19 protein-coding genes are annotated in these 25,350 nt (G+C 39.0%); 6 read left to right on the plus strand and 13 right to left on the minus strand.

All coding sequences use genetic code 11. The annotated features are described in order from the left end of the window. Positions 1–4 precede the first annotated feature (4 nt). Positions 5–3,088: a lantibiotic dehydratase gene (locus B4A24_RS07390; protein ID WP_293944006.1), complete on the plus strand. Its 3,084-nt coding sequence runs from the start codon at positions 5–7 to the stop codon at positions 3,086–3,088. Here the strand turns inward: B4A24_RS07390 and B4A24_RS07395 are convergent. The 12 genes from B4A24_RS07395 to B4A24_RS07450 form a co-directional block, all read right to left on the minus strand. Beyond that, positions 3,085–3,786: a LytR/AlgR family response regulator transcription factor gene (locus tag B4A24_RS07395; protein WP_293944007.1), complete on the minus strand. Its 702-nt coding sequence runs from the start codon at positions 3,784–3,786 to the stop codon at positions 3,085–3,087. The two genes, B4A24_RS07390 and B4A24_RS07395, sit on opposite strands and share 4 nt — an antisense overlap. A gap of 10 nt (positions 3,787–3,796) precedes the next feature. Further along, positions 3,797–4,930 carry a sensor histidine kinase gene (locus B4A24_RS07400; protein ID WP_293944009.1) on the minus strand — a complete coding sequence of 378 codons (1,134 nt, stop codon included), beginning with the start codon at positions 4,928–4,930 and terminating at the stop codon, positions 3,797–3,799. A 296-nt stretch (positions 4,931–5,226) separates the two neighbouring features. Then, positions 5,227–6,165 carry an SPFH domain-containing protein gene (locus B4A24_RS07405; RefSeq protein ID WP_293944011.1) on the minus strand — a complete coding sequence of 313 codons (939 nt, stop codon included), beginning with the start codon at positions 6,163–6,165 and terminating at the stop codon, positions 5,227–5,229. 401 nt (positions 6,166–6,566) lie between these two features. Next, positions 6,567–6,761: a DUF3817 domain-containing protein gene (locus B4A24_RS07410; RefSeq protein ID WP_349681727.1), complete on the minus strand. Its 195-nt coding sequence runs from the start codon at positions 6,759–6,761 to the stop codon at positions 6,567–6,569. A gap of 123 nt (positions 6,762–6,884) precedes the next feature. Then, the gene (locus tag B4A24_RS07415; RefSeq protein WP_293944013.1) at positions 6,885–7,349 is read right to left on the minus strand and encodes a hypothetical protein; all 465 of its coding nucleotides are present in this window, start codon (positions 7,347–7,349) and stop codon (positions 6,885–6,887) included. A gap of 242 nt (positions 7,350–7,591) precedes the next feature. Then, positions 7,592–8,182, minus strand: coding sequence for a TetR/AcrR family transcriptional regulator (locus tag B4A24_RS07420; protein ID WP_293944015.1), 591 nt, complete (start codon positions 8,180–8,182; stop codon positions 7,592–7,594). 69 nt (positions 8,183–8,251) lie between these two features. After that, positions 8,252–9,244: a hypothetical protein gene (locus tag B4A24_RS07425; protein ID WP_293944017.1), complete on the minus strand. Its 993-nt coding sequence runs from the start codon at positions 9,242–9,244 to the stop codon at positions 8,252–8,254. A 138-nt stretch (positions 9,245–9,382) separates the two neighbouring features. Further along, on the minus strand, positions 9,383–10,063 hold the full coding sequence (locus B4A24_RS07430) for a mutarotase (protein WP_293944019.1): 681 nt from the start codon (positions 10,061–10,063) through the stop codon (positions 9,383–9,385). 159 nt (positions 10,064–10,222) lie between these two features. Then, positions 10,223–10,906, minus strand: a complete 684-nt coding sequence (locus B4A24_RS07435; protein ID WP_293944021.1) for an MBL fold metallo-hydrolase — start codon at positions 10,904–10,906, stop codon at positions 10,223–10,225. A gap of 53 nt (positions 10,907–10,959) precedes the next feature. After that, positions 10,960–11,547 (minus strand): Crp/Fnr family transcriptional regulator, encoded by a 588-nt coding sequence (locus B4A24_RS07440; RefSeq protein ID WP_293944023.1) that lies wholly within the window; start codon positions 11,545–11,547, stop codon positions 10,960–10,962. A gap of 252 nt (positions 11,548–11,799) precedes the next feature. Continuing rightward, complete coding sequence (locus B4A24_RS07445) at positions 11,800–12,477, minus strand: CPBP family intramembrane glutamic endopeptidase (protein WP_293944025.1); 678 nt, start codon at positions 12,475–12,477, stop codon at positions 11,800–11,802. A gap of 344 nt (positions 12,478–12,821) precedes the next feature. Continuing rightward, on the minus strand, positions 12,822–13,193 hold the full coding sequence (locus tag B4A24_RS07450; protein ID WP_293944026.1) for a winged helix-turn-helix transcriptional regulator: 372 nt from the start codon (positions 13,191–13,193) through the stop codon (positions 12,822–12,824). A gap of 150 nt (positions 13,194–13,343) precedes the next feature. On the opposite strand from B4A24_RS07450, the gene B4A24_RS07455 reads away from it, so the two are divergent. Together B4A24_RS07455 and B4A24_RS23875 are read left to right on the plus strand one after the other, a co-directional pair. Further along, on the plus strand, positions 13,344–14,111 hold the full coding sequence (locus B4A24_RS07455; protein WP_293944028.1) for a nuclear transport factor 2 family protein: 768 nt from the start codon (positions 13,344–13,346) through the stop codon (positions 14,109–14,111). After that, the gene (locus tag B4A24_RS23875) at positions 14,098–14,334 is read left to right on the plus strand and encodes a DUF2798 domain-containing protein (protein ID WP_414713231.1); all 237 of its coding nucleotides are present in this window, start codon (positions 14,098–14,100) and stop codon (positions 14,332–14,334) included. Before B4A24_RS07455 ends, B4A24_RS23875 begins: the two co-directional genes overlap by 14 nt. 184 nt (positions 14,335–14,518) lie before the next feature. On the opposite strand, the gene B4A24_RS07460 is transcribed toward B4A24_RS23875, so the two are convergent. Continuing rightward, positions 14,519–18,655, minus strand: a complete 4,137-nt coding sequence (locus tag B4A24_RS07460; protein ID WP_293944029.1) for a hybrid sensor histidine kinase/response regulator transcription factor — start codon at positions 18,653–18,655, stop codon at positions 14,519–14,521. Positions 18,656–19,060: 405 nt separating this feature from the next. Here B4A24_RS07460 and B4A24_RS07465 point away from each other — a divergent pair, with 405 nt between their 5' ends. The 3 genes from B4A24_RS07465 to B4A24_RS07475 are packed head-to-tail and all read left to right on the plus strand — an operon-like array spanning position 19,061 to position 25,314. Further along, entirely contained in the window at positions 19,061–22,243 is a 3,183-nt protein-coding gene (locus B4A24_RS07465; protein ID WP_293944030.1) for a SusC/RagA family TonB-linked outer membrane protein, read from the plus strand. Positions 22,244–22,260: 17 nt separating this feature from the next. Continuing rightward, complete coding sequence (locus B4A24_RS07470) at positions 22,261–23,853, plus strand: RagB/SusD family nutrient uptake outer membrane protein (RefSeq protein ID WP_293944032.1); 1,593 nt, start codon at positions 22,261–22,263, stop codon at positions 23,851–23,853. A gap of 6 nt (positions 23,854–23,859) precedes the next feature. Further along, positions 23,860–25,314, plus strand: coding sequence for a glycan-binding surface protein (locus B4A24_RS07475; protein ID WP_293944034.1), 1,455 nt, complete (start codon positions 23,860–23,862; stop codon positions 25,312–25,314). Positions 25,315–25,350: the final 36 nt, after the last annotated feature.

The raw sequence follows: 25,350 nt of genomic DNA on the forward strand, positions 1-25,350 counted from the left end.
ACCCATGACCGCGCTCACTAGTGAAGATTATTTCCTGCTCCGTTCCCCCCTATTAAATCTAGAGAAAATCACCAAACTTATGGAGCTGTCGGATTTTGACGCCATTGCATCTGAACTACGTCATATCTATCAAGAGCGCCGTCTGCGAGATGCAATCTATCTGGCTAGTCCTAATTTTCTGAATGAAGTAGAAAAATGGTTGGGTCAGAATAACGAAACACACATTAAAATTATTAGCACGCTCTTTAAATATACCGTCCGAATGGCGACTCGCAGTACACCCTTTGGCCTATTTGCAGGCGTTTCATTAGGCCGTATAAGCGAGGATAATGGCTCAGAACTGGCGCTGACCAGAGACCAAACAGACCGTGCAACGCTTCGACTAGATACCGGAAGTTTAATCGAAATTGCTGAACTGATCTCAGAAGATCGAGATATCGCAAAAGAACTAACGTATTATAGCAATCCTACAATTTATCAGCAGGGCAATTGGTATAAATATTATCAGCAAACAGATGTTAAAAATACATTAAAACAGGTGCGCTCGACCCCAGTGTTGGAGCGGATATTGGCCTTATTTGATCAAAGTCATGGTAAGGTTAGTTATAAAATGCTCCATAGTTTACTAGAACAGCGTGGTGCTACTGAGGAACAGGCTTCGCAATATACTGACAAACTGTTGCAGTTGGGCCTAATATCTTCGGAATTGAAGCTCGGTGTAATTGGCGAGGTTTATGTTGACCAGCTCATACCAGTCCTACGTAAGGTGGATACAAAAAATAGATATTTACCCACGATGCTGTCGGTCGCTAAAGCACTGCAGGAGAATACGCAATTACAACAAACCAACATCTTAGTAACGGAATATCTTAGAACGCATTTTTCACACTTGAATTCTAATAAACTTATCCAGGCTGACTTATTGCTCGGAATGGCTAAAAATCAGATTCCGCATTCCGTGATCAACATGCTGGAAAAGCAGCTCCAAAATTTATTGGCAATGAATAACCCTGAGCCTATGGCAGATTTTGAACGATTCAGCACTGCATTTCAAGAACGATTTGGTGATCGTATGGTTTCGCTATTGCATGCGCTCGACGTGGATGCCGGTATAGGTTATGGCAGCAACAAAAATACGTACCGGATGATGGATGAGGTACTGTCTGATCTAAACAATACAAACGGAATAGCTGGGCCAGACAAACCACATCGGTATCAGAAATTGGTCAATGAAAAATTTCACGCAAGCGCAATGAACCATTTCTCGGAGATAATTATAACCGACGAGGATATGCTGGGTATCGAAACAACAGAGGATCAGCTTATTCCTAAGTCTTTCTATGCGTTTGGAAATCTATTGTATAGGGAATCTGCGGAGGAAATGCTCTTTAATCTCGGAAACATCGGAGGCTCTTCTTCTGGCAATCTTCTTTCAAGATTTGCTTATTTGGATCCTAAACTATCGGATGCCCTATATAAATCTGCAGCGAAAGAACAAGAGCACTTTGGTAGGACACAATTGGCGGAAATAGCTTATTTACCCGATGCCCGTTTGGGCAACATCCTTCAACGACCTGAAATCCGAACGTTAACGATATGCTTGGCAGTGACGCCTGGCGCTGTTCAAAAGCAGGTCGGCATCAATGATCTGTACATATTTGCGAAAGCTGGAAAATTATATCTGTGGTCTAAAACATTCAAACAGATCATTGAGCCACGGCTCACCTCGGCTCATAATTTTTCCGATGGTATGAACTTATACAAGTTTTTAGCTGATTTTCAGTTTCAGAATCATCGCTTGGATATTGGTTGGAGCTGGGGTATATTAAAAGATCAACCTCGACTGCCACGAGTCAGCTATAAAAATATCATTTTGTGCCGTGAACAGTGGCGACTTTCCAAAATAACAGAAATTCCTGAAACAATCCTGGGAAAAAGATCGCTCATCGCTGATATCAGACAAAAACATATGATACCGGTCAAGGTAGTGCTGACTAATGGCGACAATGAATTATTACTCAATCTGGATAATATCCTGTGCATCGAAATGCTATTCGAACAACTGGCCAAGAAGGAGGTCATCTTGACAGAAAACATCCTTGACCATTTTAAATCTCCGGTAAAGGACATTACTGGGCATTCATATGCAAATGAACTGATTATTCCTTTTTATTCAGCTGGAATGTCACAAAAAGAATGTACTCCTCCTGCTGTGACTGATCTCAGACGGAACTTCCCCCTAGGAAGCAACTGGGTGTACGCAAAAATCTTTTGCGGTCACAGCATGGCTGACCATCTTTTAAGCGATTATATTCCGGCAATAATTGCGACGCTCAAAAAGGAAAAGATAGCGAAAAAGTGGTTTTTTATTCGCTATAATAACCCTAGGCCACACATCAGGCTCCGTGTAGAGCTCTTTGACCAACAGGCCTTTCATCACGTAGTATCTTGTCTGAGCGCTAATCTAAGCAATCTCCTAGAAAACGAACAGATCGCTGAAGTCTCGTTTGATACCTACGTCCGTGAGGTCGAACGATATACTCCACTTTGTATGGAAAAAAGTGAGGAGCTATTCTATCACGAAAGTGAGCTGGTTGTCCAAAAAATACAGGAATCCACAAAAATCAATGATCGGTGGAAACTCGCTTTTGATTATATGGATTGTATTTTTGAAAATGCTGGGTTAACATGGGCAGAAAGGCGGGATTTCTGCAAAAATATGTACGGCTTATACCAAAATGAGTTTGGCAACGAAAGGCAGATGCGAATACAGCTGAATCAAAAATTTAAGCTGCGAAAACACTGGTTTGATGAACTGGTCTTGCAAAGTCTCCCCCTTTCCGACCATGTGGAAATGAATCAGGTCCAAAGTGAAATATTCACGTTAATAAAGTCGAAAGAACCTGACTTGGTCTATTCACAAGCAGCTGAATCCTTGTTGTCGAGTTATATTCACATGTTTGTGAACAGATTGTTTATGAGCGACCAACGCCTATATGAGCTTGCTATTTACCACTTTATGATGAATTTCTATCGGATGCGGATCGGTAAATATGGACTACCTCGGCATAAAGCTATCAATGTTTAACTAAGGCCCATTCGGGTAAATAACTGGTTTCGATATTGCAATCCGATGGATAGTTCGGTACCGTCTTTGAGTATAACTTTGCTCGCCTCTACCCCTTTTATATACTTCAGGTTAACAATGTAAGAACGGTGCATCCTGGCAAACATATCCCAAGGCAATGCCGTCTCCATCTCCTTCATAGTACTAAGGAGTGTCTGCATTCCCTCGACCGAATAGATCTGAATATAATCGCCCCAAGCCTTTAAGTAATAGATATCATTTGGGTCAATGAATATAGTCTTGTTACGATCTTTAACCTTAATTGACTTGCTCTCTCCTTGACCTCCTCGTGAAAACATAATTGCCTTCTGCACTTTTTCTATGGCTTTCACTAGCCGTTCCTCGGTCAGCAAGGGTTTTAAGATATAATCAATGACTTCCAGTTCAAAGCCATCAACAGCATACTCATAATGAGCGGTGATAAAGATCACAAAAGGTGGATGGGAAAGCCCTTTCAAGAAGGCTACTCCATTCATCTCAGGCATATCGATATCAGACAGAATAAGGTCAATCTTACTCTGTTTCAATAGTTCAATAGCTAATGTTGGATTTTCATAAACACCCACAATTTCAATGATACCGATCTTTTTGACTAACTTCTCGAGGCGCATTCTAGCTATCGGTTCGTCCTCTATAAGAATAGTTTTTATGCTGTACATAATGGTTTAATTATTTGTTATACTGATTTTTACCCTCTTTTTCCAACAGCTCGACAATAAGTTCGGCACAGTAAATTCCAGTATCTGAAGAGGTCTTGAAGGTATGCCGATCAGGGTAATAAAGCTCCAGCCGCTTACGAACGTTTTGTATACCAAGTCCACCAACATAATTTTGGGGTTTGGGTAATTCCCGGTATGCATTTGAGACATGCATATGCAAAATATTATCTCTCACAGATATGTCGATGGTCACCCACGCATTAGATGCACTGGTACGAGGGCCATGTTTGAAGGCATTTTCCACGAATGGAAAAAATATCAACGGTACGAGCGTACAATATTCATCATCTGTTTCAAGATTAAGGTTGATTTGTAGTGATTCATTATACCGGAGCCTTTCCAACTCTATATAATCCCGGATCAACTGAAACTCTCTGGATAATTCTATCTGTGGCTGGTTGCTTTCGTGTAATAGATATACCATCATACCACTGAGGCGCATCATACTCTGCTCGCCCCGATCATCCTTATCCGATACCAGAACATAGATGCTATAAAGTGTATTTAGCAGAAAATGGGGATTGATCTGATGTTTGAGAAAAGCCAGTTCGAGCTGCACATTATTGAGCTCAAGCTCGGCATTCTTGAGTTCCAGGTTGACTTTCATATTTCTGACACTCATAAAGGATTGTACAATCTTAACAGTCAAAGGAAATGCAACCAGAAAAATAAAATCCAATAGATAGTCGGTAATGGATGAAATTCGGAATGCACCGAGGATTCCTTTATCGATCATAAAGAGTAAATAACCCTTCAACCGCTCATCCGGGGATAGAAAGTTAACCGTCAATAGTGCACTGCAATAAGTCAGTACGGACCACCATGCATAAATAATAACCAACCATAGCAGACATAGCAAAAACTTGCCTTGGATAAACCAGCGAGGTATTATAATATAAGCGGTGACATAAAATATAGATAAAAGTGAAAAGATGTCTTTACAAAAAAGTAACCAGGAATTATCGGGATCGATACGCTGGTATCCAATAAACTGCATACCTAAAACGACAAACCAGAAGCACAAATGAAAAACAACGCGCTTCGCAGGATTATAATTCTGAAAGAATTCAGTTACCGATATCATGTTCTCCCCAGTTAGATCTGCCCTAAATATAAAGATATAGTTCAAGTTCTGTAGACTGTAAACAGATCAATTCAATAAAAAAAATGTATTTCCAAACAGTACTGAGTAAAAAAAAGATAATACACAGTCGCTTATCCTTCAAAATGAGTTGACATGATTGTCACGCTGCGTCTACTAAAATGGAGTATGCAAGACCAATTGTTACATACTAAAGTTCCCTTTAAATCATAGGGCAAGAGTATGGAAATCTAAATATTAATCTCAAATGCGCAACTGTAGCACTCATAATTAGCAAACTATTCCTGAGGACCTCCATTTTTGGGAATTTCGGGCGATTGAGCTTTATTGTATTCATCAATTTTTTGTGTTGCTGCCATTGAAACTACCAAATCATTCAGCATAGAGCTTGCGGCTGTTGGTGAATTGGGAAGCAATACCAAATTGCTTCTGGTATTGGCCCCAATAGAATTCAACGTGTCATAATGTTGAGTTACCACGATCAAAGCAGAAGCTTCCTGAGCGTTGATATTGGCGGCATTCAGCATTTTTACAGATTCCTCCAATCCTCTTGCAATCTCTCTTCTTTGGTCGGCGATCCCTTGTCCCTGAAGCTTTTTAGATTCCGCTTCGGCTTTTGCAACAGCAACAATTCGTATTCTTTGAGCTTCAGATTCGTATTCTGCGGCAGTTTTTTCTCGTTCTGCAGCATTGATTCTATTCATGGCGTGTTTTACCTGTTCATCAGGATCGATATCTGTCACTAAGGCTTTGATGATATTGTAGCCATAACTTTGCATAGCTTCCTGCAATTCACTTTTCACAGCATTTGCAATATCGTCTTTTCTTACAAAAACATCATCTAATTTTGTTTTTGGAACTTCAGCACGAACAACATCAAAAACATAAGACGTGATCTGATTTTCAGGATTTTCCAAACGATAATAAGCGTCTTTTACATTTTCTCTGACCACTTGATACTGAACAGAAACTTTCATCTTTACGAAAACATTATCCAACGTTTTGGTATCGATGATGACATCCAATTGCTTTATTCTAAGATTCAGACGTTTAGAGATTTGATCCAAAAACGGAATTTTTAAATGCAGACCGGCATGGCTTACTTTCAAAAATTTACCTAATCTTTCTACCACAGCTGCTGATTCTTGTTTTACCGTATAAAAAGATGCGAATAATGTAATAAGTCCGAAAACGACCAGAATTCCTAAATATATCATATCTTAAGTTTATTATTGATGAGAAACAAATCTACGTCTTTAGATTGTCATTCCTATATCAATTCCATTTATTTTTTCAGTAAACAGCTATAAAATTTCCTCAACAATATGCTGAAATTGAACCCATCTGTAAATGATATATTTTATAAATCTGCTAATTCTGGCGAATACAATGTCGGTGAAACAAATATCTACTTTCACAGAAATTTCACCGGCAAATATTTCAAACTACTCGCAGCTTTTAACTTCGAAATCTAGAAAAATCTGTTTATAAAAGCAAGCAACTTGGCAATCGGAATAGCAGTACCTCCTCTGTTTACCTAATCATCAAGGACTTGTATCGTCTATCCGAAATTATTTTCTCACAATAAAACAGACTATTAAAAAATTCAATTAGCGATTCAGCCCCTTGGATCTATCCTGCGAAGAATGCTATAGTCTATGTAAAACGTACCGAATGGAACAATACATGCTAGAAGAACCTTCCAAGTCGTTGCCCTGAATTTCCAGCCCTCTTCCACGCCAACGTGCAGTGTATTAAATATAAAAAGCAAAAACAATGCACCGTGCACTGGACCGATAGCCTTTACCAGCACAGGGTTGTCAAAGAAATGCTTGTATTGGTACCGCTACCAATACAAGCACGAGCAGTGAAATGCCCTCTATAAAAGCAAGCAATCTTAGCCTGCCGACGGAAGTGATAAAATAGTGTTTCATGTTTAGAATGTTCTTAAGTAAGGTCTGTTTGAAAACGGTGAAAATGGCCATGGTATGGCAATAAAAATGATAAGCAACGCGACAGAAAACCACAGAAACATGATCCTGAACTTATCGCGATCGGCAGTCGTACGCTTCGCCAAAGCCGAGCCGATTGTCAGTATCACAACCGAGGTTAACATCATTATACTGTGGATCAACCCGAAAAAGGTCGTATCGAAATCCTGTAGTAATGCCCGTCCGGATACCCAGTAGCCTTTGGCAACGGGGCTATTGGTAAACAGTATGATTCCGAGCATCAGCTGGATATGCGCTACGGTTGCTGTCCAGTGCCTAACGCTATCATCAGCTTTTGTAAACAGTACGTTTTTGAAATAACCTATTGAGGCACGGTAGATTGCGTAAAGTAAAAAGCCCAGTACAAGCCATCGGCTCCATGAGTGTACAAGTAATAATGTGGAGTGCATTGTGTTTATTTGTTTTATTATGTTTTGTTTCTAAGAATGATTTTCTGGGATCGCTATCATCCAAACTTGCGTAACTTATTTCCTAATTTCAAAGACACATTTAAAACATACCATTTAGTATGTTTTAAATGTAAAAAATCTATTTGCTGCTGTGACTACTGCTAGGGAAGATTATAATTTACCCGATAAATGATTTTCTCGTTGCTGCTCACAACCTGTTGAAGTATGATGGCAGGTTAGAATTATTTCAGGCTCCCCAGATAGTTCTTAAGTTCTTTCAGATAGGGTAAATAGACTGTTTTGCTATTTGCAAGTTTTCCGAAATTTCTGATACCCCAGTAACCAGAAATAATAAAAAGTGTTACTTGTTGGGGTTCTACATCAGTACGAACTAACCCGCGTTCCTTCCCTCTTTCAAGGGCCGATACCATGACTTTCACCCATTCATCGGTAAGCTCCTCGAGAACTTTTCTGAACTTACTATCCCAAGGAGTCATTTCCTGTGTAAAATTCGCTGCAGGACATCCATATTCGACTCTTAGGAATTTATCTTCAAGCAATAAATAATGGATCATGCCATAAATGCTTTCCACAGGATCACTTCCAGACTTTAATGGCGCGATAATGCTTCCGTTTAACGTCGGCTTCAATATTTCGTTTATAATGGCTAGGCCCATCGCGTCTTTGGATTTGAAATGGTAATAGAATGCGCCCTTAGTCACCTGTGTGGTAGCGATTATCTCGTCTACACTAGTGTTTCGGTATCCCTTTGCATAAATTAGTTCGAATGCCTTTCGCAGGATCATTAGCCGCGTTGTCTCTGCCTTTTTCATAATAAATATACTATATCTATACTGTAGTGTGAAATATACCGATAATTAGGAATTTTCTGCTCTTAATTTTTATTTCTTATCATCGAGCTGCCGGATATAATCCAAAATCAGCCGGATCCCTTCATCATGAGGAACCGTCGTCCCTATCTTAGGCATGTGCAGTTCTCCAGAAATGCTGATCCTTCCGGCAATTTTCCCCTGCTTGAGCAGGATCCCAGTCTCATTCATGGGAGTTTCATACCTTAAGTCGAGTTGGGTGATCCCGCCTATACCGCCGGGACTGTGGCAATGGGCACAATTGATATCAAGGTAAGCCCGAGCCCTCCGCTCCAGCGGCTCTAAAAGAGTGCGGTAATCTGGCATTCGGTCAATTCCTGAAAACGATGCAATCTCAAGCTTGCCCCTCTGCCTGAGGTACGCTAGCTGGTTCACAGACTTCGCCTCTCGTTTTACCTCAATATTGAGATTTCTAAGTTTAGGACCGATTGGAAATACACTGCTGCCCTGCCTATGGCATGCGATGCAATCTACCCTGGATGGAATTTTATAAGCGGTCTTCCTGCGGCTGCCCTTTTCATCCCAAAAAGTAACCGGAACAGTAGTGCCGGCTGTAAGCAGGTAAGCTTCGTCCTGCGAATCGTTCCATTTATAGGTAGCCGCATTCCACTGCGACTTGTTTTTAATTAACAGCCTCGTTTCCAAAATCAGTTTTCTCCCCTCACCCACGCTTCTGGGATAGAAAAAAGTTTTGGCCAATATAGTGCCGTCTGGAAAATCGAGCAGCGCATTTCCACGCGCCACCATTTTTTTTTCCTTGGGAAGAACAACGAAGCGTTGTTTTTCGGCATAATCAGTAAATAGAGTCGATGAAATAGTGAGTAACTCAGCCTCCGCAATTGGAGTAAGATCGGCCATTTTACCCTGAAATAATCTGTACTGGGAAAGCTTCTGCTGGAATTCAAGATTATCTTCAATGCTTGAATTTATACCATTATCATTCAGTACGACCAAAAGCGCCGGTATGAAGATGATACCCAGCAATATGATATAGGCTTTTTTCATTATTCTGACTCAATTAAAAGAATAGCGCAAATGTAAAATAAAACATACCAATTAGTATGTTTTAAATGTCAATTTTGTTTATTACTATTCTATCAGTTGCTACAATATTTGTCTGTCAAATTATTTCAGAACTGAAATTTATACAGTAAAACAATGAAGTGTTTTGACGATATTGCTGTTCTGATACCAATCATTGTATACCAATTCAAGCGATTCTATTCTCATTTCACCAAATTCGGTCTTTCTGTAATCTTGCAATAAATTAGCAAATTTAGAAGGAGACTGCAGTTCCTTCCGAAAACGTACTGAAGTCATATGTGCAGTAGTCAGTCTATACCTCGAATCCATACTCTGTTGCAGACTTGCGGATTTGAAATTATTTCTTAAACGGTCGCGCAGCATTTCAAGGCCGTCGCCCATCGGAAAACCCTGTATCATCACGGCCTCCCGAGACGCTGTTATCCCGTTAAACTTCAGTTTGGTCCTGGGAATTTCTTTTAGGCTTTGCGAAATAATATATTCATAATCAGGAATATGAACCTGACCTAGATCGAAACCTTCATAACAAGAGATTATCGAAAGTGCTGTAATGTGCAGATCAGAAATTGGCTGATAATACTGCTCTCCCTCAATATTTAGCATTTCGTCCTGAAACGCCCTTACAAGTACTTTAATCTCATCGCTGGGTCTTATCAATAAGGTCAGACCACGGCGCTTGTCTCCATTATCTTCTATCTTCCGATCAATTTGAATCTCTCCCCTGCTAATCTGTCGAATAGACTGATTGAACAGACTGTCATAAAGTTGTGTCAGTTCCATAATATTTTCACAAAATACCTGCTGTTAAGTCTCGTAAATTTAGGTCTTTGGCTTTAGTAACCAAAGACTCCTGAGCATAAAAATGTAAATTATATAAGGCTGACATGCATTGACATTAGGCAAAATTACAAATACACATTTAAAGCACTAAGTTACGATTTAAATAAACCCGCTGCATTTAGCCACGAATTGCTCAAACTTGCGATCAGTATTTCGCATGATCGGTCCATGACCAAAACAGATGATGGCGGGGTTCAGTTTTGCTAATTTCTGTAGCGATTTGATATTGCGGTGTTGATCTGAAGTGAATATATTTGGCGGAAGCCGCAAACCTGTTGCAGTTGTAAGCAGGTTCATATTTATCGCTACATCTCCGATTATAAGTACACCATCGCGTTCACGGAATAAAGAAATATGACCTGCCGAATGCCCCGGTGTCTCTATTACGCGAAAGTTTCCGATCCTATCGTTTTCAACGATTGTTCGGTCGACTTTATGTCCTTGACCTGCCCAATACTTTTGTTGAAGCTTTGCTATCCAGTGTTGCGGAGTTGGATAATCATTGGTTACCATACCTGTTTCAGTCCTAAAAACTTCGTTGGGGTGACAGAGTAAGGGTATCGCGAACTCAGCACATATCTGATCGCTACAACCCTGATGATCTGCGTGTGCATGCGTCAGTATATGTTGATGAACAGCGTTTTTTTGGAGAGCATTCTTTACAATAGTATACGAACTCCTTATTCCGGAGTCTACCAATACACCTTCGATAATATAGCAGTTAATACTGTTTCGCGGCATTAATGAAATGTGGAACACTTCGGGAGCAATTTGACGTAACATGTTTTTTTTTACAAATTTACATCGCTCATCAGAACTGCATAAGGACATTTGTCCTATAATACGTTGGGTCTATGTATTTGTCCCTTCACGCGTGTAAGCGATCGTTGTGTGACGCCCAGATACGATGCCAAATCCTGCATTGCTATGCGCTGAACGAGCATCGGTTCGTTAGAAAGGACATAACGGTATTTATCCACAGCTGATTTATTATTATAATTCAGTAAATAACGTTCTTTTTGATAATATTCCTGCTCCACCACCAATTTTATAACTCCATTCCAAGTGGTCACCTGATCAAGCAGATACCGATAATCCGGATAGCTTATTCTATAGATTATGCTGTCTTCAATAGCCCTGATACTCCTTCTGGATTTTATCTGCATTACAAATTCCGAAAACGAGCTGACAAATTCATTTTCAAACTTGAAGCAGGTTATATTTTCCTTTCCTTCTTTGTCTTTAGCATATGCTTTTACGGCACCACTAGCGACAAATCCAATATGGCGGCAGGATTCATCCTCATGAATAAAAAAATCACCTTTTTTTAAGTAAATCGGTTTGAAAAATTGTGCGGAAAAGTGGATTTCCTCAGCTGATAATCCTCCTATTGAGAACAGGTAATTTTCAAATACATCGGTCATTTCCCAATCTTTTAGTCTTCTTTTTATTTTCGTTTTAGTCGTCTATGGGGTGCATACCAAATTCAACATCCAAATTTAACAATTATTGTGTATCAAAGAAAGCCGCATCTGCTACCTTTTTTAGTTCACTATAGCTATATCAGAAGTTCTTAGTAACCTCTGCCTTGTTTCCGCTTTATAAACAACGATCGGGTGCTTTAGCAAAGTAAGAATTTTACTTGATCAATAGTTATGAAATCTTGGTCACCTACTTCAACCTTTGGTAAACCTTTTTACATACAAGTATATCAATAATGGTAATGCAAAAATCTGAAAAAGAAATGTAAATAAAGATGTTAATCCTTCGAGATGATTATCATTTGCTTTAATCATTAATTGTGGGCCAAGGGGTCCATTTGAAAATACTAAGATATTCGCAAGATTCCAACCTAAATGGATTGCTATAGGTAAATAAATAGACCGTGTCTTCATAAAAGCATATGCGAGAACCCATCCAAAGCTACCAGTCATAAGTAGAACAATAATCATTTGTATCGGGTTTCCAAAAGAACCATACGAAAACCAATGATAAACACCAAAGGCAATTGCTGATAATATACATGCCCATTTTGCGCTAAATCTATTTATTGCAATAAACAACAGTGCTCCGCGAAAAATAAATTCCTCAAACAGGACTGATTTTATAATCCACCAGATACTATTAAAAAGCATGTAAGTGGATATCTCTTGACTGTAAATCCAAAAATTATTTGCTGGATAAACGTTTATGATATGATAAATAGCACAAACCAGACTGGCAATCACAAGTCCGATGATGAAATCTTTTAGCCTTTTTTTTGTTAGTGCTAATCCTAAAACTGTAAGCTGTTTTTTTTCGATCAACCATAACAAAAGCCACGATAAGAACAATATGATAATAATGCCAATCATAGGTCAGAAGTTTTATTTCCAAAGTGTCAAATATAATTCAAGTATCCGGCAATTAAATTTACAGTTGAATATTATATAAGTATTAACGTAGGTAATCAATATACAATCATCCTTTTTGCTATTTTTCTATGAATACGTTTTTTAAATAAACTTACGATTAAACATCAAGATAATTAGACGATTTGTTAGAATTTTTGAAATTACCAGGCCGCTTGAGTCTAGCCTCCTGTCATCCACTTCTGATAATCTAAAATATCCATAAGTAAAGTGCAAAAATCATTCTGATTGATAATATTACCGCTACAGATCCTGGTCCATCCACTCATTCGGACAACAAATATAAACTACATTTTGGTAACGCCTACGTGTATATTCTCTTGTTTATTGTTGAATTCACCCATAAATTCACTACCCCAATTTTCCATCATATCGACAAGTGGTAAAAGAGATTCACCTACTTCAGTTAAAAAATATTCTACTTTAGGAGGAAGTACAGGATGAATTACTTTTCTTATAACGCCATACGCTTCTAACTCCTTTAGTTGTAAGCTCAAAACCCGTTTGCTTGCATTTGGATGATGTTTCGCTAACTCGCTGGGTCTACGCATTCCTTTATTGATAGAATCAATCAAACAGGGCTTCCACTTCCCTCCCATAATCTCAAGTGTAATACTGATGCCACAGCTAAAATCTTTTGGTATTTTTTTCTCGTACATTGTCAATTTCTTTTACTAACCAAATCTAAGCATATTTCACATAAAGCGGTATAGGGACAATATTTTCACTATTGTAAAATTTTTACCCATATTTTTTGCGGCATAGAAGGTCAGTACCTTTGATCACAGTTAATCATTAAAATAAAAAAAATGGAATTATCGAATAGAGATAAAGCTGAAGCTATACAAAATAGCATTGAAACTGAAAGCTTGGCAGAGATCGGATTACTCAGCCCTACTTCTTATAAACAACATAATCCAAATGTGGCAACGGGCTTAAAATCAATTTTAGATTTACATGAGCAAATGCCGATGGATAAAGTTTACACAAATGTAGTCCGCAAATTTCAAGATGGAGATTATGGTTTTGTTCATGTAGACTATTTTCTCTTTGAACCTACGGTTGCTTTCGATATACATCGTTTTGAAAATGGAATAAGTGTTGAACATTGGGATAATCTTCAATTCAATTCAAAAAACTTGAATAAAAGCGGCAGAACAATGACCGACGGAAAGACCAAAGCGAAAGATCATCATAAAACTGAGACTAACAAATCCATTGCACAGCAGTTTGTTCAAGACGTTCTTCTCAACGGCCAAGTAGATTTAGCCTCTAATTATTTTGAGGAAGATGAATTAATTCAACATAATCCAGAAATGGGAGATGGAGTAAAGGAGTTTTTAAATACGATGGAGCAATGGAAAAGGGAAGGACAACCTCAAATTTATCATAAAATACATAAAGTACTCGGAGAGGGCAATTTTGTCCTGGTAATAAGTGAGGGTTCTTTCAAAAGAGAACATGTTGCCTTCTATGATCTCTATAGAATTGAGAAAGATAAAATTGTAGAACACTGGGACGTCATTGAACTCATACCTGAACCGGGAAAGCGAAAAAATGATAATGGAAAATTCTAAGAAAGTTAGACTTCATAAAATACTGAGTACCTTTTTAGTAGTTCTGCCTACAACTTTTGTGATGTCAGTTTTATCAAGTTTTACTGAAGATACTCCGTTTGAAAATAGAATTGGTGAACTCTTAAGATCATGGTCATTTTCGTTGCCTATTGTTTATTCTTGCGTATTACTCCTATTGCCACTTGCCAATAAAATAACAAGTAAGATTTTGGATAAAAAGTAGATTTATAAAAATGTGGTGTTCCCAAAATTTTGTCTTTTGGGAACACTACTTCTTGCCAGGGTGTATATTCTATATTTTTTGGACAAGCTGATGAGATTCTAACAGGCTCAGTTCAGAACTCAGTACTTTCGGTGAGATTCCTTCTGATACCTGAAAGAGTACATTTACTCTATCAGATCTCAACTTAGCTATCGGATTGATGTGTAACGTTTGTGACCGTCTTTTTATACTCATTGGGCGTGACACCAAATTCTTCTTTAAAATATTTTCTAAAATATTTGGGCTCATTGAATCCGACCAAAAATGCCACTTCACCAACATACATCTGACTTTTTTCAAGAAGCTCGGCAGCTCTCTTAAGTCTTATAAAGCGGATAAATTCGGACGGTGTTTTATTTGTCAAAGCAAGTATCTTTTTATAAAAATTAACTCTACTCATAGCCATCTCCCGACATAGATCTTCGACCAAAAAGTCAGTTCTTTCCAGATTAGTCTCAACTATCGTTATAGCTTTCTGCATAAACTTCTGATCCATCGAAACAATCTGGGGTTTAGTTGTTGAAATATCGGCTCTTGATCTGAATTTTTCCTGGAGTTGTTTCTGCCTCCTAGCAATGTTGTTAAGCGTAACGCGGAGAATATCTATATTAAAGGGTTTTGAAATATAAGCATCAGCTCCGGCCTCCATGCCCTGATATTGATTTTCATCTGAGCATTTTGCAGTAAGTAAAATAACAGGTATATGAGATGTCCGTATATCTTGCTTAATTTTTCGACAAAATTCATAACCATCAACATTAGGCATCATGACATCACAAAGAACAATATCCGGAATATGCTCAACAGCAAGGTCATAACCATATTGCCCATCTCTAGCAGACAAAATTCTGTAATCACGGTTAAAAAGATCCTTTAGAAATAAACGAAAATCTTCGTTATCATCAATAATTAGCAGTGTATAAACGTCGCGGTCTGCTTCTGTGATCATTTCCTTATCCTTTTCGACGTTATTTTCTTCATATTTCTCAATTTCATTACCCGAATAGATGACGTCTTGTTTGTTTGTACTATAGCTTTCTTTCGGCATCGGTAGATGGACCGTAAAGATTGTCCCTTTGCCTAGTTCGCTGTCGACCTCAATTGTGCCGGCATGCATCTTAACAAATTCACTTACAATATGAAGTCCAACTCCTGTCCCTGCTATACCATGCGTATCATTGGAATCAATTCGAAAGAAACGATCAAAAATATGATCCAAATCTTCCTTTGCTATTCCTATTCCGGTATCAGAAACGGTGATACTGAGCTTCTTGTCAATTTGATGATCAATTACCATCTCGGATATATCAATCCTGACATCAACATGCCCTTTATTTTTTGTATACTTAAAGGCATTGGAGATCAAATTTGATAACACCATGTACATTTTATCTTTATCAAACGTCGTATCAATATATTGATGATTGGTCGTAAATGTTAACTTAATTGATTTTTCAGCTGCAATAGACAGAAATGACGTGCTGATCTCTTTGACAAATTCGACCATATTACCCGATGAGATATTTAGCCTCGCTTTATCTTGATCGAGTTTTCTAAAATCCAAGATATCGTTGACCATAGTCAACAGTTTCTGCGCGTTTTTGTACATCACTCCCAGTACCGTCTGCTGTTCAGGATAACTGGAGTCTTTCAGTAGCATTTCGAGTGGACTGATGATCAGCGACAACGGTGTCTTAAACTCATGACTGATATTGGTGAAAAACTTTAATTTTAACTGGTCAATTTCATGCAGCTTATGTGCTTCCAACATACGTGCATTTTGGTCAAGCTGGTCTTGTTTTCGTTTTAAACGATGTTTAATAAATAACCGAACCAACCATACAAAAGCGATGATATAAATAACGATAGCCCACCAGGATAACCAAAAAGGTGGATTGACAATAATATGCATCTCAATGGGGGTCGGTGACCAGACATTATCCTCATTGCCAGCATAAACCTTGAGCACATAATGACCTGGATTAAGATTGGAATAGGAAGCAAATCCGGTGCTACGTGACGTTTCTATCCATTCTTTGTCAATCCCTTCCAATTTATATCTGTATCTATTTTTTTCGGGATGTATAAAATTGAATGCTGAAAAGCGAATTGTGAAGTTTGTCTCATTGTATTTCAGGACGATCTGGTCAAGATCGACAATCGAACGGGGAAGTACCATGTGATCGTTTCTTTTATCACCCGGATTCATCAGTTCATTAGACAACAACAATTCGGTAAATCGTGCGCGCGGAATACTTTTGTTGACAGGAATTTTTCTTGGATAAAAACTCACGTAGCCTTCGGTGGTTCCCATATATATTTTACCCGTTTTATCCGTATATACCGCATTGGGATTAAAAACCATTCCTGTCAGCCCGTCGCTTAAATCGAAGGCTGAAACTATAGTCTTATGTTTTCTTCCTTCATTGGGAATGTATTGTATTCGGTTGAGTCCATAGCTTGTACCCGCCCATATATTTCCATCCGAGTCCTCCGCTAATGAACGTACATCATCACTTGATAATCCGTCTGCAATTGTCAATGTTGTACAGCTTCCGTTTTTACTGTCAAAGATTTTTACACCTCTTTTGGTAGCCAGCCAAGTACGCCCCTTGGAATCTTTCATAACCTGATAAACGGGTACGCCGGAAGCTTTATCTTGAAAATTTGTATTTGAAAAATAGGGTGATATTGTCTGATCAGGACCGATTTTATACACACCGATATCCGAACTAAAGCTAACCGTTCCATCTGCTCCCTGGAATGCTGAAAGCATGAAATTGGAACGTAACTTACTATTTTCTCTATTAAAGTTACTGAATACAGTGCGGCTAGGATCTAGTCGATCTATTCCTCCCCCTAGCGTCGCAATCCATAAATTATGATTCGAATCTTCCGTTAAACCATATACACTGAAATTGGACAGGCTATTTTTATTTTTCTCCTCAACATTAAACCGCTTAAACTTTTGGTCGTCATAAACGTTCAAACCACCCATAAAAGTACCTACCCATATTTTTTTTGTGTTGTCTTCAAAAAGACTAGTCACTATATCTGAAGATAGGCTTGTAACATCGCCACGTTTATTTTTAAAAAATTGGATTTCTCCGGTGTGCTCATTAAATTTAATAAGTCCTTTGCCATTGGTCCCTAACCAAAGATTATCGTCTTTGTCCTTAATGATACTGCTGCAATCAAAAATATCAGCCCTACTATAAGAACTGCTTACTATCCGTGTACTTGGAAACTTAAACATATCCGGATGATAATAAGAAACACCGTTTTTATAAGTTCCTGCCCAAACGACTCCATGAGGATCGCAATACAAACTTACAATAGAATTTTGACCAAGTGAAAAATTATTGTACTCCTCGTGCTGCACTACCCTGACCGTGTTCTTTTCTTTGTCAACGATATTAATGCCGCCATGATCGGTTGCAATCCATACCAATCCCTTATGATCCGATATGATTCCGCGGACAAAAGAATTGGAGAGAGCCGGTTTGCTGTCAATATCGAACTGCTTCCATTCATCGTTTTTTTCATTATAGCAAATTGTGCCCTTATTATTGAGCCCCGGATATATCCAGACCATATTATCGGAATCTATAAAGATGCTCTTTGGAATTAGCGAATTGATCGGTGTACTCTTCAAATAATTTTTCCGTAAATCGACTTTTCCCGTGCGGATATTTAAACGCTCCAACACTCCTTCTTTATGGAGTATCCACACATATTCGCCTTTTATGGCGATCTCCACAATCTCAGAAGGGAATATGGTCATTGGATCGTTTAACGGCTTAAAGGCAGTCAATTTCTTTGTTTTAGGTTGGTATTTAAATACACCTTTTTGTGAATAGGCGACAATAAAGTTTTTAAATTGATCTACCTGAATTGAAATTGGATTTGATGGTAAACCCATTTGTTCAAGAATTGAATCCGTATTGTTGACAAAAACTTCTTTACGCCAGTCAAACATGACATATTTATTGCCCAACATCCATAGGTTTCCTTTATCATCTTCAACAATTTTTTTCATCGCATCATAATGGGTCCCTAAAATCGCATCGCTACTTCGGTTAAAGACCTTTATTCGCTCACCGTCATATCTGTTTAGACCGGTATTTGTTGTAAACCAAACAAAACCTCTACAATCTTTATATATAGCGACAACCTCGTTTCCAGCAATTCCATTACGTGTATCTAAATGTGCAAAATTAAATTCTTGCCCGTAGCTGGCTATAGCCAAAAAAAATAAAAATATAAAGAATAGTCGCTTCATTGGTTATTGTTTCAAGAACTGAGTGTTAAAATACTGATTTTATCAACGTATTACACTATATGGAATAATTTTATACCCTAGACTGAAACATTTAGGCACCATCCGTTATATATATGAGCTTATCTTTAGCCATATTGAGTCCAAAAAATCCATAACATGGCTCAATTTATTGCGAAAAATGCTGCTACCCGATGCAAGAGCAAAAGACTTCTTTATTGAATTGGATATAGCTCTTTACATGCCTAAACATCTTTTGAAAGAAAAACTTACTTAACTGATGATTCTTAACATTTCACCCTCTTATCCGCAACATTCTATCCCTATCAATACAAATCCTTGTTCCTAATTTTAACCATCCCCTTCTCGGGAAAATAACCAATAATAAATTATAAACTTAAATTAACCATGAAATCGAAAAACGGATCACAAAAGTTTTTTTGGCCCAAACTTAGGGATTGGGTGTATGTAATGTTAACGGTTTTCCTCTTCTCTTTTTGGAATACCTCGCTGGCACAGACAACAAAAATTAACATTTCAGGACTGATCACCAATAGCTCCACCGGAGCGGCATTGAGTAATGTGTCAGTAAAATTAAAAGGAACAAAAACAGCAACTTATTCTGATGAGAACGGCAAATATACCATTGCCGCCACTAATGGTGCTATCCTTGTCTTCGTGCATCTGGGATTCAACACACAAGAAGTAAAAGTAACCGGAAGTCAGGTAAATATACAATTGACAGAGCGTATAAGTGCAATGGATGAGGCTATTGTGGTCGGATATGGAAAAATGAAACGAAGTGACCTCACTGGGTCTGTCGTTTCTGTAACAGCCGATGACATAAGCAAGTCGATAAGCACGTCATTGGACCAAGCATTGCAAGGACGTGCAGCAGGTGTTTCCGTGACGCAAAATTCCGGAGCACCAGGTGGGGGAATTTCGGTTAGCATTCGCGGTACCAATTCGTTCAGTGGAAATGAACCCCTGTATGTTATAGATGGGATACCAATAGATGGTAATACACGAGATAATTCTAGTGCACTCTCGTCAATAAATCCATCGGATATCGTATCTATGGAAATATTAAAAGATGCTTCAGCTGCTGCAATATATGGGACAAGGGCAGCAAATGGCGTTGTCTTAATATCTACAAAGCGTGGCCAAGCCGGAAAAACTAAATTGGGGTACGAAGGATATGTAGGTTTCCAACAACTGCCAAATATGTTAGACGTCCTCAATCTCCGTGAATACGCGGTCTATCAAAATCTTCGAAGTAAAGTCATAGGGTTCGGTGATAGGGAGGAATTTAAAGATCCATCTCTATTGGGTGAAGGTACAAATTGGCAAAAGGAAATCTTTCGAACTTCATTGATGCATAACCATCAATTGAACATTTCTGGTGGAACCGAGCAAAATAAATTTGCGATTGCTGGCGGATATCTTGATCAACAGGGCATCGCACAAGGCTCAAGTTTTGAACGCTACTCCCTAAGGATGAACTTTGATTCGAAAATCAACAATTGGTTAACAGTCGGAATCAATGCCTATACAGCGAAAACAAAAAATATGAACACCATCGACAATGGTGGAATAATTTCTTTGGCTATCAGACAGCTACCAGAAGTGCCTTCAAAAAATCCAGACGGTTCCTGGGGGACACAACAGGAAAATATGTATGGCACTTATTTCGCAAACCCTTTAGAAGAAGCGCTTACACGCGAAAACTATGCAAAAGGTACACAAATCAGTATAAATGCCTATACGGATATTTCTCCCATCAAAGATCTAGTGCTCCGAATTGAAGGTAATGGTAATTATAATTACTCCAATTCTTATCAATTCACCCCGGCCTATGATTATGGAAATTTTAAACAGCAATCGGCAGGAGCAAGATTCGCCAGTAACGGTTCCTTTACTAACCTAAAGTCGTACCTCACCTACAATAAATACGTTGAAAAACACAACCTCTCCATTATGGTTGGGCATGAGGCACAGGAAAATAGATGGGAATCATTATCTGGGAGTCGTACAAATTACTTCTTAAACTCTGTCCATGAATTGGATGCCGGAGATTCAAAAACGGCCAAAAACGGAAGCTCAAGAAGCGCCGGAGCTATCGAGTCTTATTTCGGTCGCCTCAATTATGGATTTGACGACCGCTATTTACTGACTGCAACCTTTCGCAGGGACGGATCGGACAAATTTGGAGTCAACAATCGTTGGGGGACATTTCCTTCTCTTGCTGCAGCTTGGAAGATTAAAAATGAATCTTTCTTAAAGGAAAATCCTGCAATTGAAAATTTAAAACTACGGCTGGGTTGGGGCCTTGTCGGAAATCAGTCGGCGGGTTCATATGCATATGGCGTGACAATGGCCTCGGCAGCCTCCATTTGGGGAACGGGGTTCTACCCTAGCAATTTTGCCAATCCTGACCTGAAATGGGAAAAAACCAATGCCTACAATATAGGTCTTGACCTGAGCTTATTTAAAAATAGAATCGAACTTACGACCGAAATTTACTTAAAGAAAATCGATAATCTTTTGATGCAGGCAGTATTGCCCGACTATATCAGTGGTTTAATCTCAGCCCCATGGGTAAATGCTGGTTCGATGACTAACAAAGGAGTTGAATTAACATTAAACACTATAAACATCAATAAAAGCGGCCTTTTCTGGAAATCTGGTTTGACATTCTCCATGAATAGAAACCGTGTGACACACTTATATACAGATGCTGCGGCTATTCAAGGAAAAATAGGTGCAGAAACATTCACGTTTACGAAGGTAGGAAATCCTGTCGGCCAATTCTATGGATATAATGTTATTGGCATGTTTCATAATGAAAGTGATTTTTATCTGAAGGATAATCAAAATAATGTGGTGTTGGATCAGGATGGCAATAAAGTCCCTATTGCTCTCCCAAAAGATAAAAGCATCGGGGTAAACGGAATTTGGGTCGGAGATTTTATCTTCGAAGACAAAAACAAAGACGGTAAAATAGATGAGCAAGACCGGGATTTTATAGGCAATCCGGATCCTAAGTTCATCGTAGGGCTGAACAATTACTTTTCCTACAAGGGATTTGACTTGAATATTTTTCTTAACGCAGTGTATGGGAATAAAATATATAATCAACTGCGCAAAGATTTTACAAATCCAATGAATAATTCGGGTATGCTCAAAGAAACAACAGGAATTGCCCTCATCGAAACTATAGACCCAGCTGGTTCAGACCAGGATATTTCAAATGTACGAGTTTCTAATCCTGATGCGAGCATTCAACGTATAACGGTCAGTGATGCAAATGATAATAGCCGAATGAGCAATAGATTTATCGAAGATGGTTCCTATCTGCGCTTGAAAAATATCTCTCTGGGGTATACTTTCTCACAAAACTTCTTAAAAAAATATCAAATTGAAAACCTAAGGTTATACGTGAATATTCAAAATCTTTTCACTTGGACAAAATATACGGGCTATGATCCGGAAATAGGATCCTACAATCAAAATGTCTTATTAAGGGGAATAGACTATGCAAGGTATCCATCACAACGCATCTATACTTTCGGTTTAAACTTCATGTTTTAATATTAAATACTTGAATTATGAAAAAGCTATTCTTTGTAGCCACATTGATGGCTATTGTTGTTCTACATTCCTGTAATAAGAGCTTTCTTGAACGAGAACCTGAAGGGGCCTATGTGGACGCGACCTTCTATACCTCTCCCGAAGCACTAAAAGCAGCGACAGCCCCACTCTATAATCGGGCTTGGTTTGACTATAATAAACGACCGGCTGTAGCCATCGGAAGTTTGAGAGCAAACGATGGATATAATCCTTACATGAATCCATCTTATACTTTATTCACGGTAACATCACTGGATGATGGACTTTCAGACTCGTGGAAATCATTTTATGGCGTTGTAACGATGTCGAATGCCATCATTGACGCCGTCAAAAACAAGGCGGTCAATGTTACTGAGAAACAGAAAAACGTCGCTATCGCAGAAGCTCGCCTTATGCGCGGTATCGCATATTTTTATCTCTTGCGCACTTGGGGGCCTGTTATATTGATCGAAAACAATGATGCCGTGATCAAAGACCCTATGCAGCCAAGGCATCGGGAAGAAGATATTTTTCGCTTTATCATCGATGATCTCAGCTTTGCCGTTCAAAACCTTCCGGATAAAGCAGATAAAGGCCGCGCAACAAGCTGGGGTGCCAAAGGTATGCTCGCCAAGGTATACCTTTCCCGCGCGGGTTGGAAAACCGGCGGCACTCGAAATGAAGCCGATCTGGCCAAAGCAAAAGAATACGCACAGGATGTCTGTGTAAATAGTGGACTGGAACTGTATCCTAAATATGAAGATCTGTTCAAATACAAACATAATAATAATCCCGAATCGCTTATCGCCATGCAATGGGTACCACTTGGCGACTGGGGCGTCTGCAATACGCTCTTAGCTGATCTGGCATTTTCATCCGATGTAACGGGTGGTGTCAATGTTTGGGGCGGCGGACTGAACGGAACGATCGACATACTCAAACAATACGAACGCGCGGATACGCTCCGGAGAAATGCCACCTATTTTACCCAGCATTCCTTCTATCCTTATATTGCCATTGATAAAGGCGGTTATTCTTATCCTAATGCAGGAGCATCCATAAAAAAAGGGGTAATCGGCGGACCAAATGATGATAATGACGGCTTTGTACAGTCCATGAGTTCACCACTCAACACCTACATTTTACGATTGGCAGATGTATACCTCACCTATGCTGAAGCTAGTCTGGGAAATAATGCGACACTCAACGGTGGTGAAGCATTAAGCTACTTTAACAAAGTAAGGGATCGGGCCAAAATCGGGAGAAAAACCTCCATTACATTGGATGACATCATCAAAGAACGACGCGTTGAATTTGCCATGGAGTATACCAACTGGTACGATATGGTCAGCTGGTATTGCTACAAGCCCGAAAAAATGCTGAAATATTTTAATGATCAGCAACGGGGCTGGTCGACAGCCTCCATTACCAAGGATGAAGACGGGAATCTTATTTTTGAAGAGCCCACAGCACCTGCAGTACCCGTCGTCGTGACAGCAAACAACATCTTCTTTCCTTATCCTGAGAATGATCTTATCCAAAATCCAAGGCTAAAAGAAGAGCCACAAGCTTATCCATTTAATAATCAGTAAAGAATTATGAAAGCAATATACGATAACAATCGTTTTATTTTTACGGTATTGATGTCAATCATTCTACTGTCTACAATATCTTGTAGTCGCAACAATGATCTGACAATGACTCCAGAGATAACCCACGTGCGATTGACAGATCCTGAAAAAGCAGATAGCACCTTTACAGGCGCATTTCCGGGCACAATGGTTGCTGTTATCGGAAAAAATCTCGATGGTATACAAAAAATTTATATTAATGACCAACAGATCGGATTTAATGCAAATTACTGCACGTCAACAAGTGCTATTATTTCCATTCCTGCCGACTTGCTACTGACTGGCACCAATCCGGATCTCCCCAATGAGATTCGGATAGAGACGAGCCACGGTGAAGCGAGATTCAATTTCCATATCTATTCGCCCGCACCACAGATCAGCCGTATCGAATTAAATTATCCAGCCAAAGCTGGTGAAAAGCTCAGTGTATACGGCTTAAACTTTTATGAAGTTAAAAAAATAGCATTCGAAACCGCAACTGGCGGTAGCATATCAGCTACCGAATATGAAGTTGGCAAGGACTATGATAAAATCGAATTAAAGATCCCATCAGGTATTCAAGATGGTCGTCTGGCAGTATACTGCATAACAGATTCGGTCAGCATAGCCTTCACAACCAATGTTTCGCCACCAATAATAAAATCATGGAGCACCGATATGCCTATCATTGGCGATCAGGCGTTTATTACCGGTGCCAACTTCATCAACGTGACCAAACTAAATATCAATGGAGAATTTGATGTTCAAGGTGAAGATCTCATGGTAGCAAAAAGTCAAGATACCATCTATTATCGACTCCCCAAAGCCCCTACCAAATCCGGTACAATTACAATTTATGCCGCAGGTGGACAATCTACGTCTCCCCTACCATTCTATCTAATTCAAAACCTCGTTTTAGATTGGGATAAAATAGGAAACTATGATTGGGGAGACAACAATATGCCTATAATTGCAGACGGCTCCAAGTCACCTTTTTTTACCACTGGAACCGCTTACCGCATTTTTGGCACACCAGGAGCTTGGCAATATTGGTGGGGAAACCTCTCCAACAAAGGTGTCTATCCAACCGTAAATGCAATCCCGGCAAGCACAGCTACGAGTAATCTGGTACTGCGCTTTGAATGCTATTTAAATGAACCGCTTTCAACAGCAACATTTGACATACAGCTCAATGGAAACTGGGATAAAATGGTATCAGACTATGTGCCACGCGACAGAAATACCAACAAAACAAGCATTGGAAAATGGATGACCTGCGACATCTTACTCAATAGATTCACGGCGGTCACCGACTATGGAAGCTTTGCCGCCATTGCAAACGCCGAACTGGGTATTTTCACGAAAAATAAAGCGGACAATGCCAATGCCAAGGTAGACATCTATTTCGACAATTTTAGAATTATAGACACAAGCAAAAATTAAATCCATATACGACAAATAAGCACTTTAATATTAGGC

Origin of the sequence: Sphingobacterium sp. UBA7249 (assembly GCF_002472835.1) — a bacterium.
Taxonomy (GTDB): domain Bacteria; phylum Bacteroidota; class Bacteroidia; order Sphingobacteriales; family Sphingobacteriaceae; genus Sphingobacterium; species Sphingobacterium prati.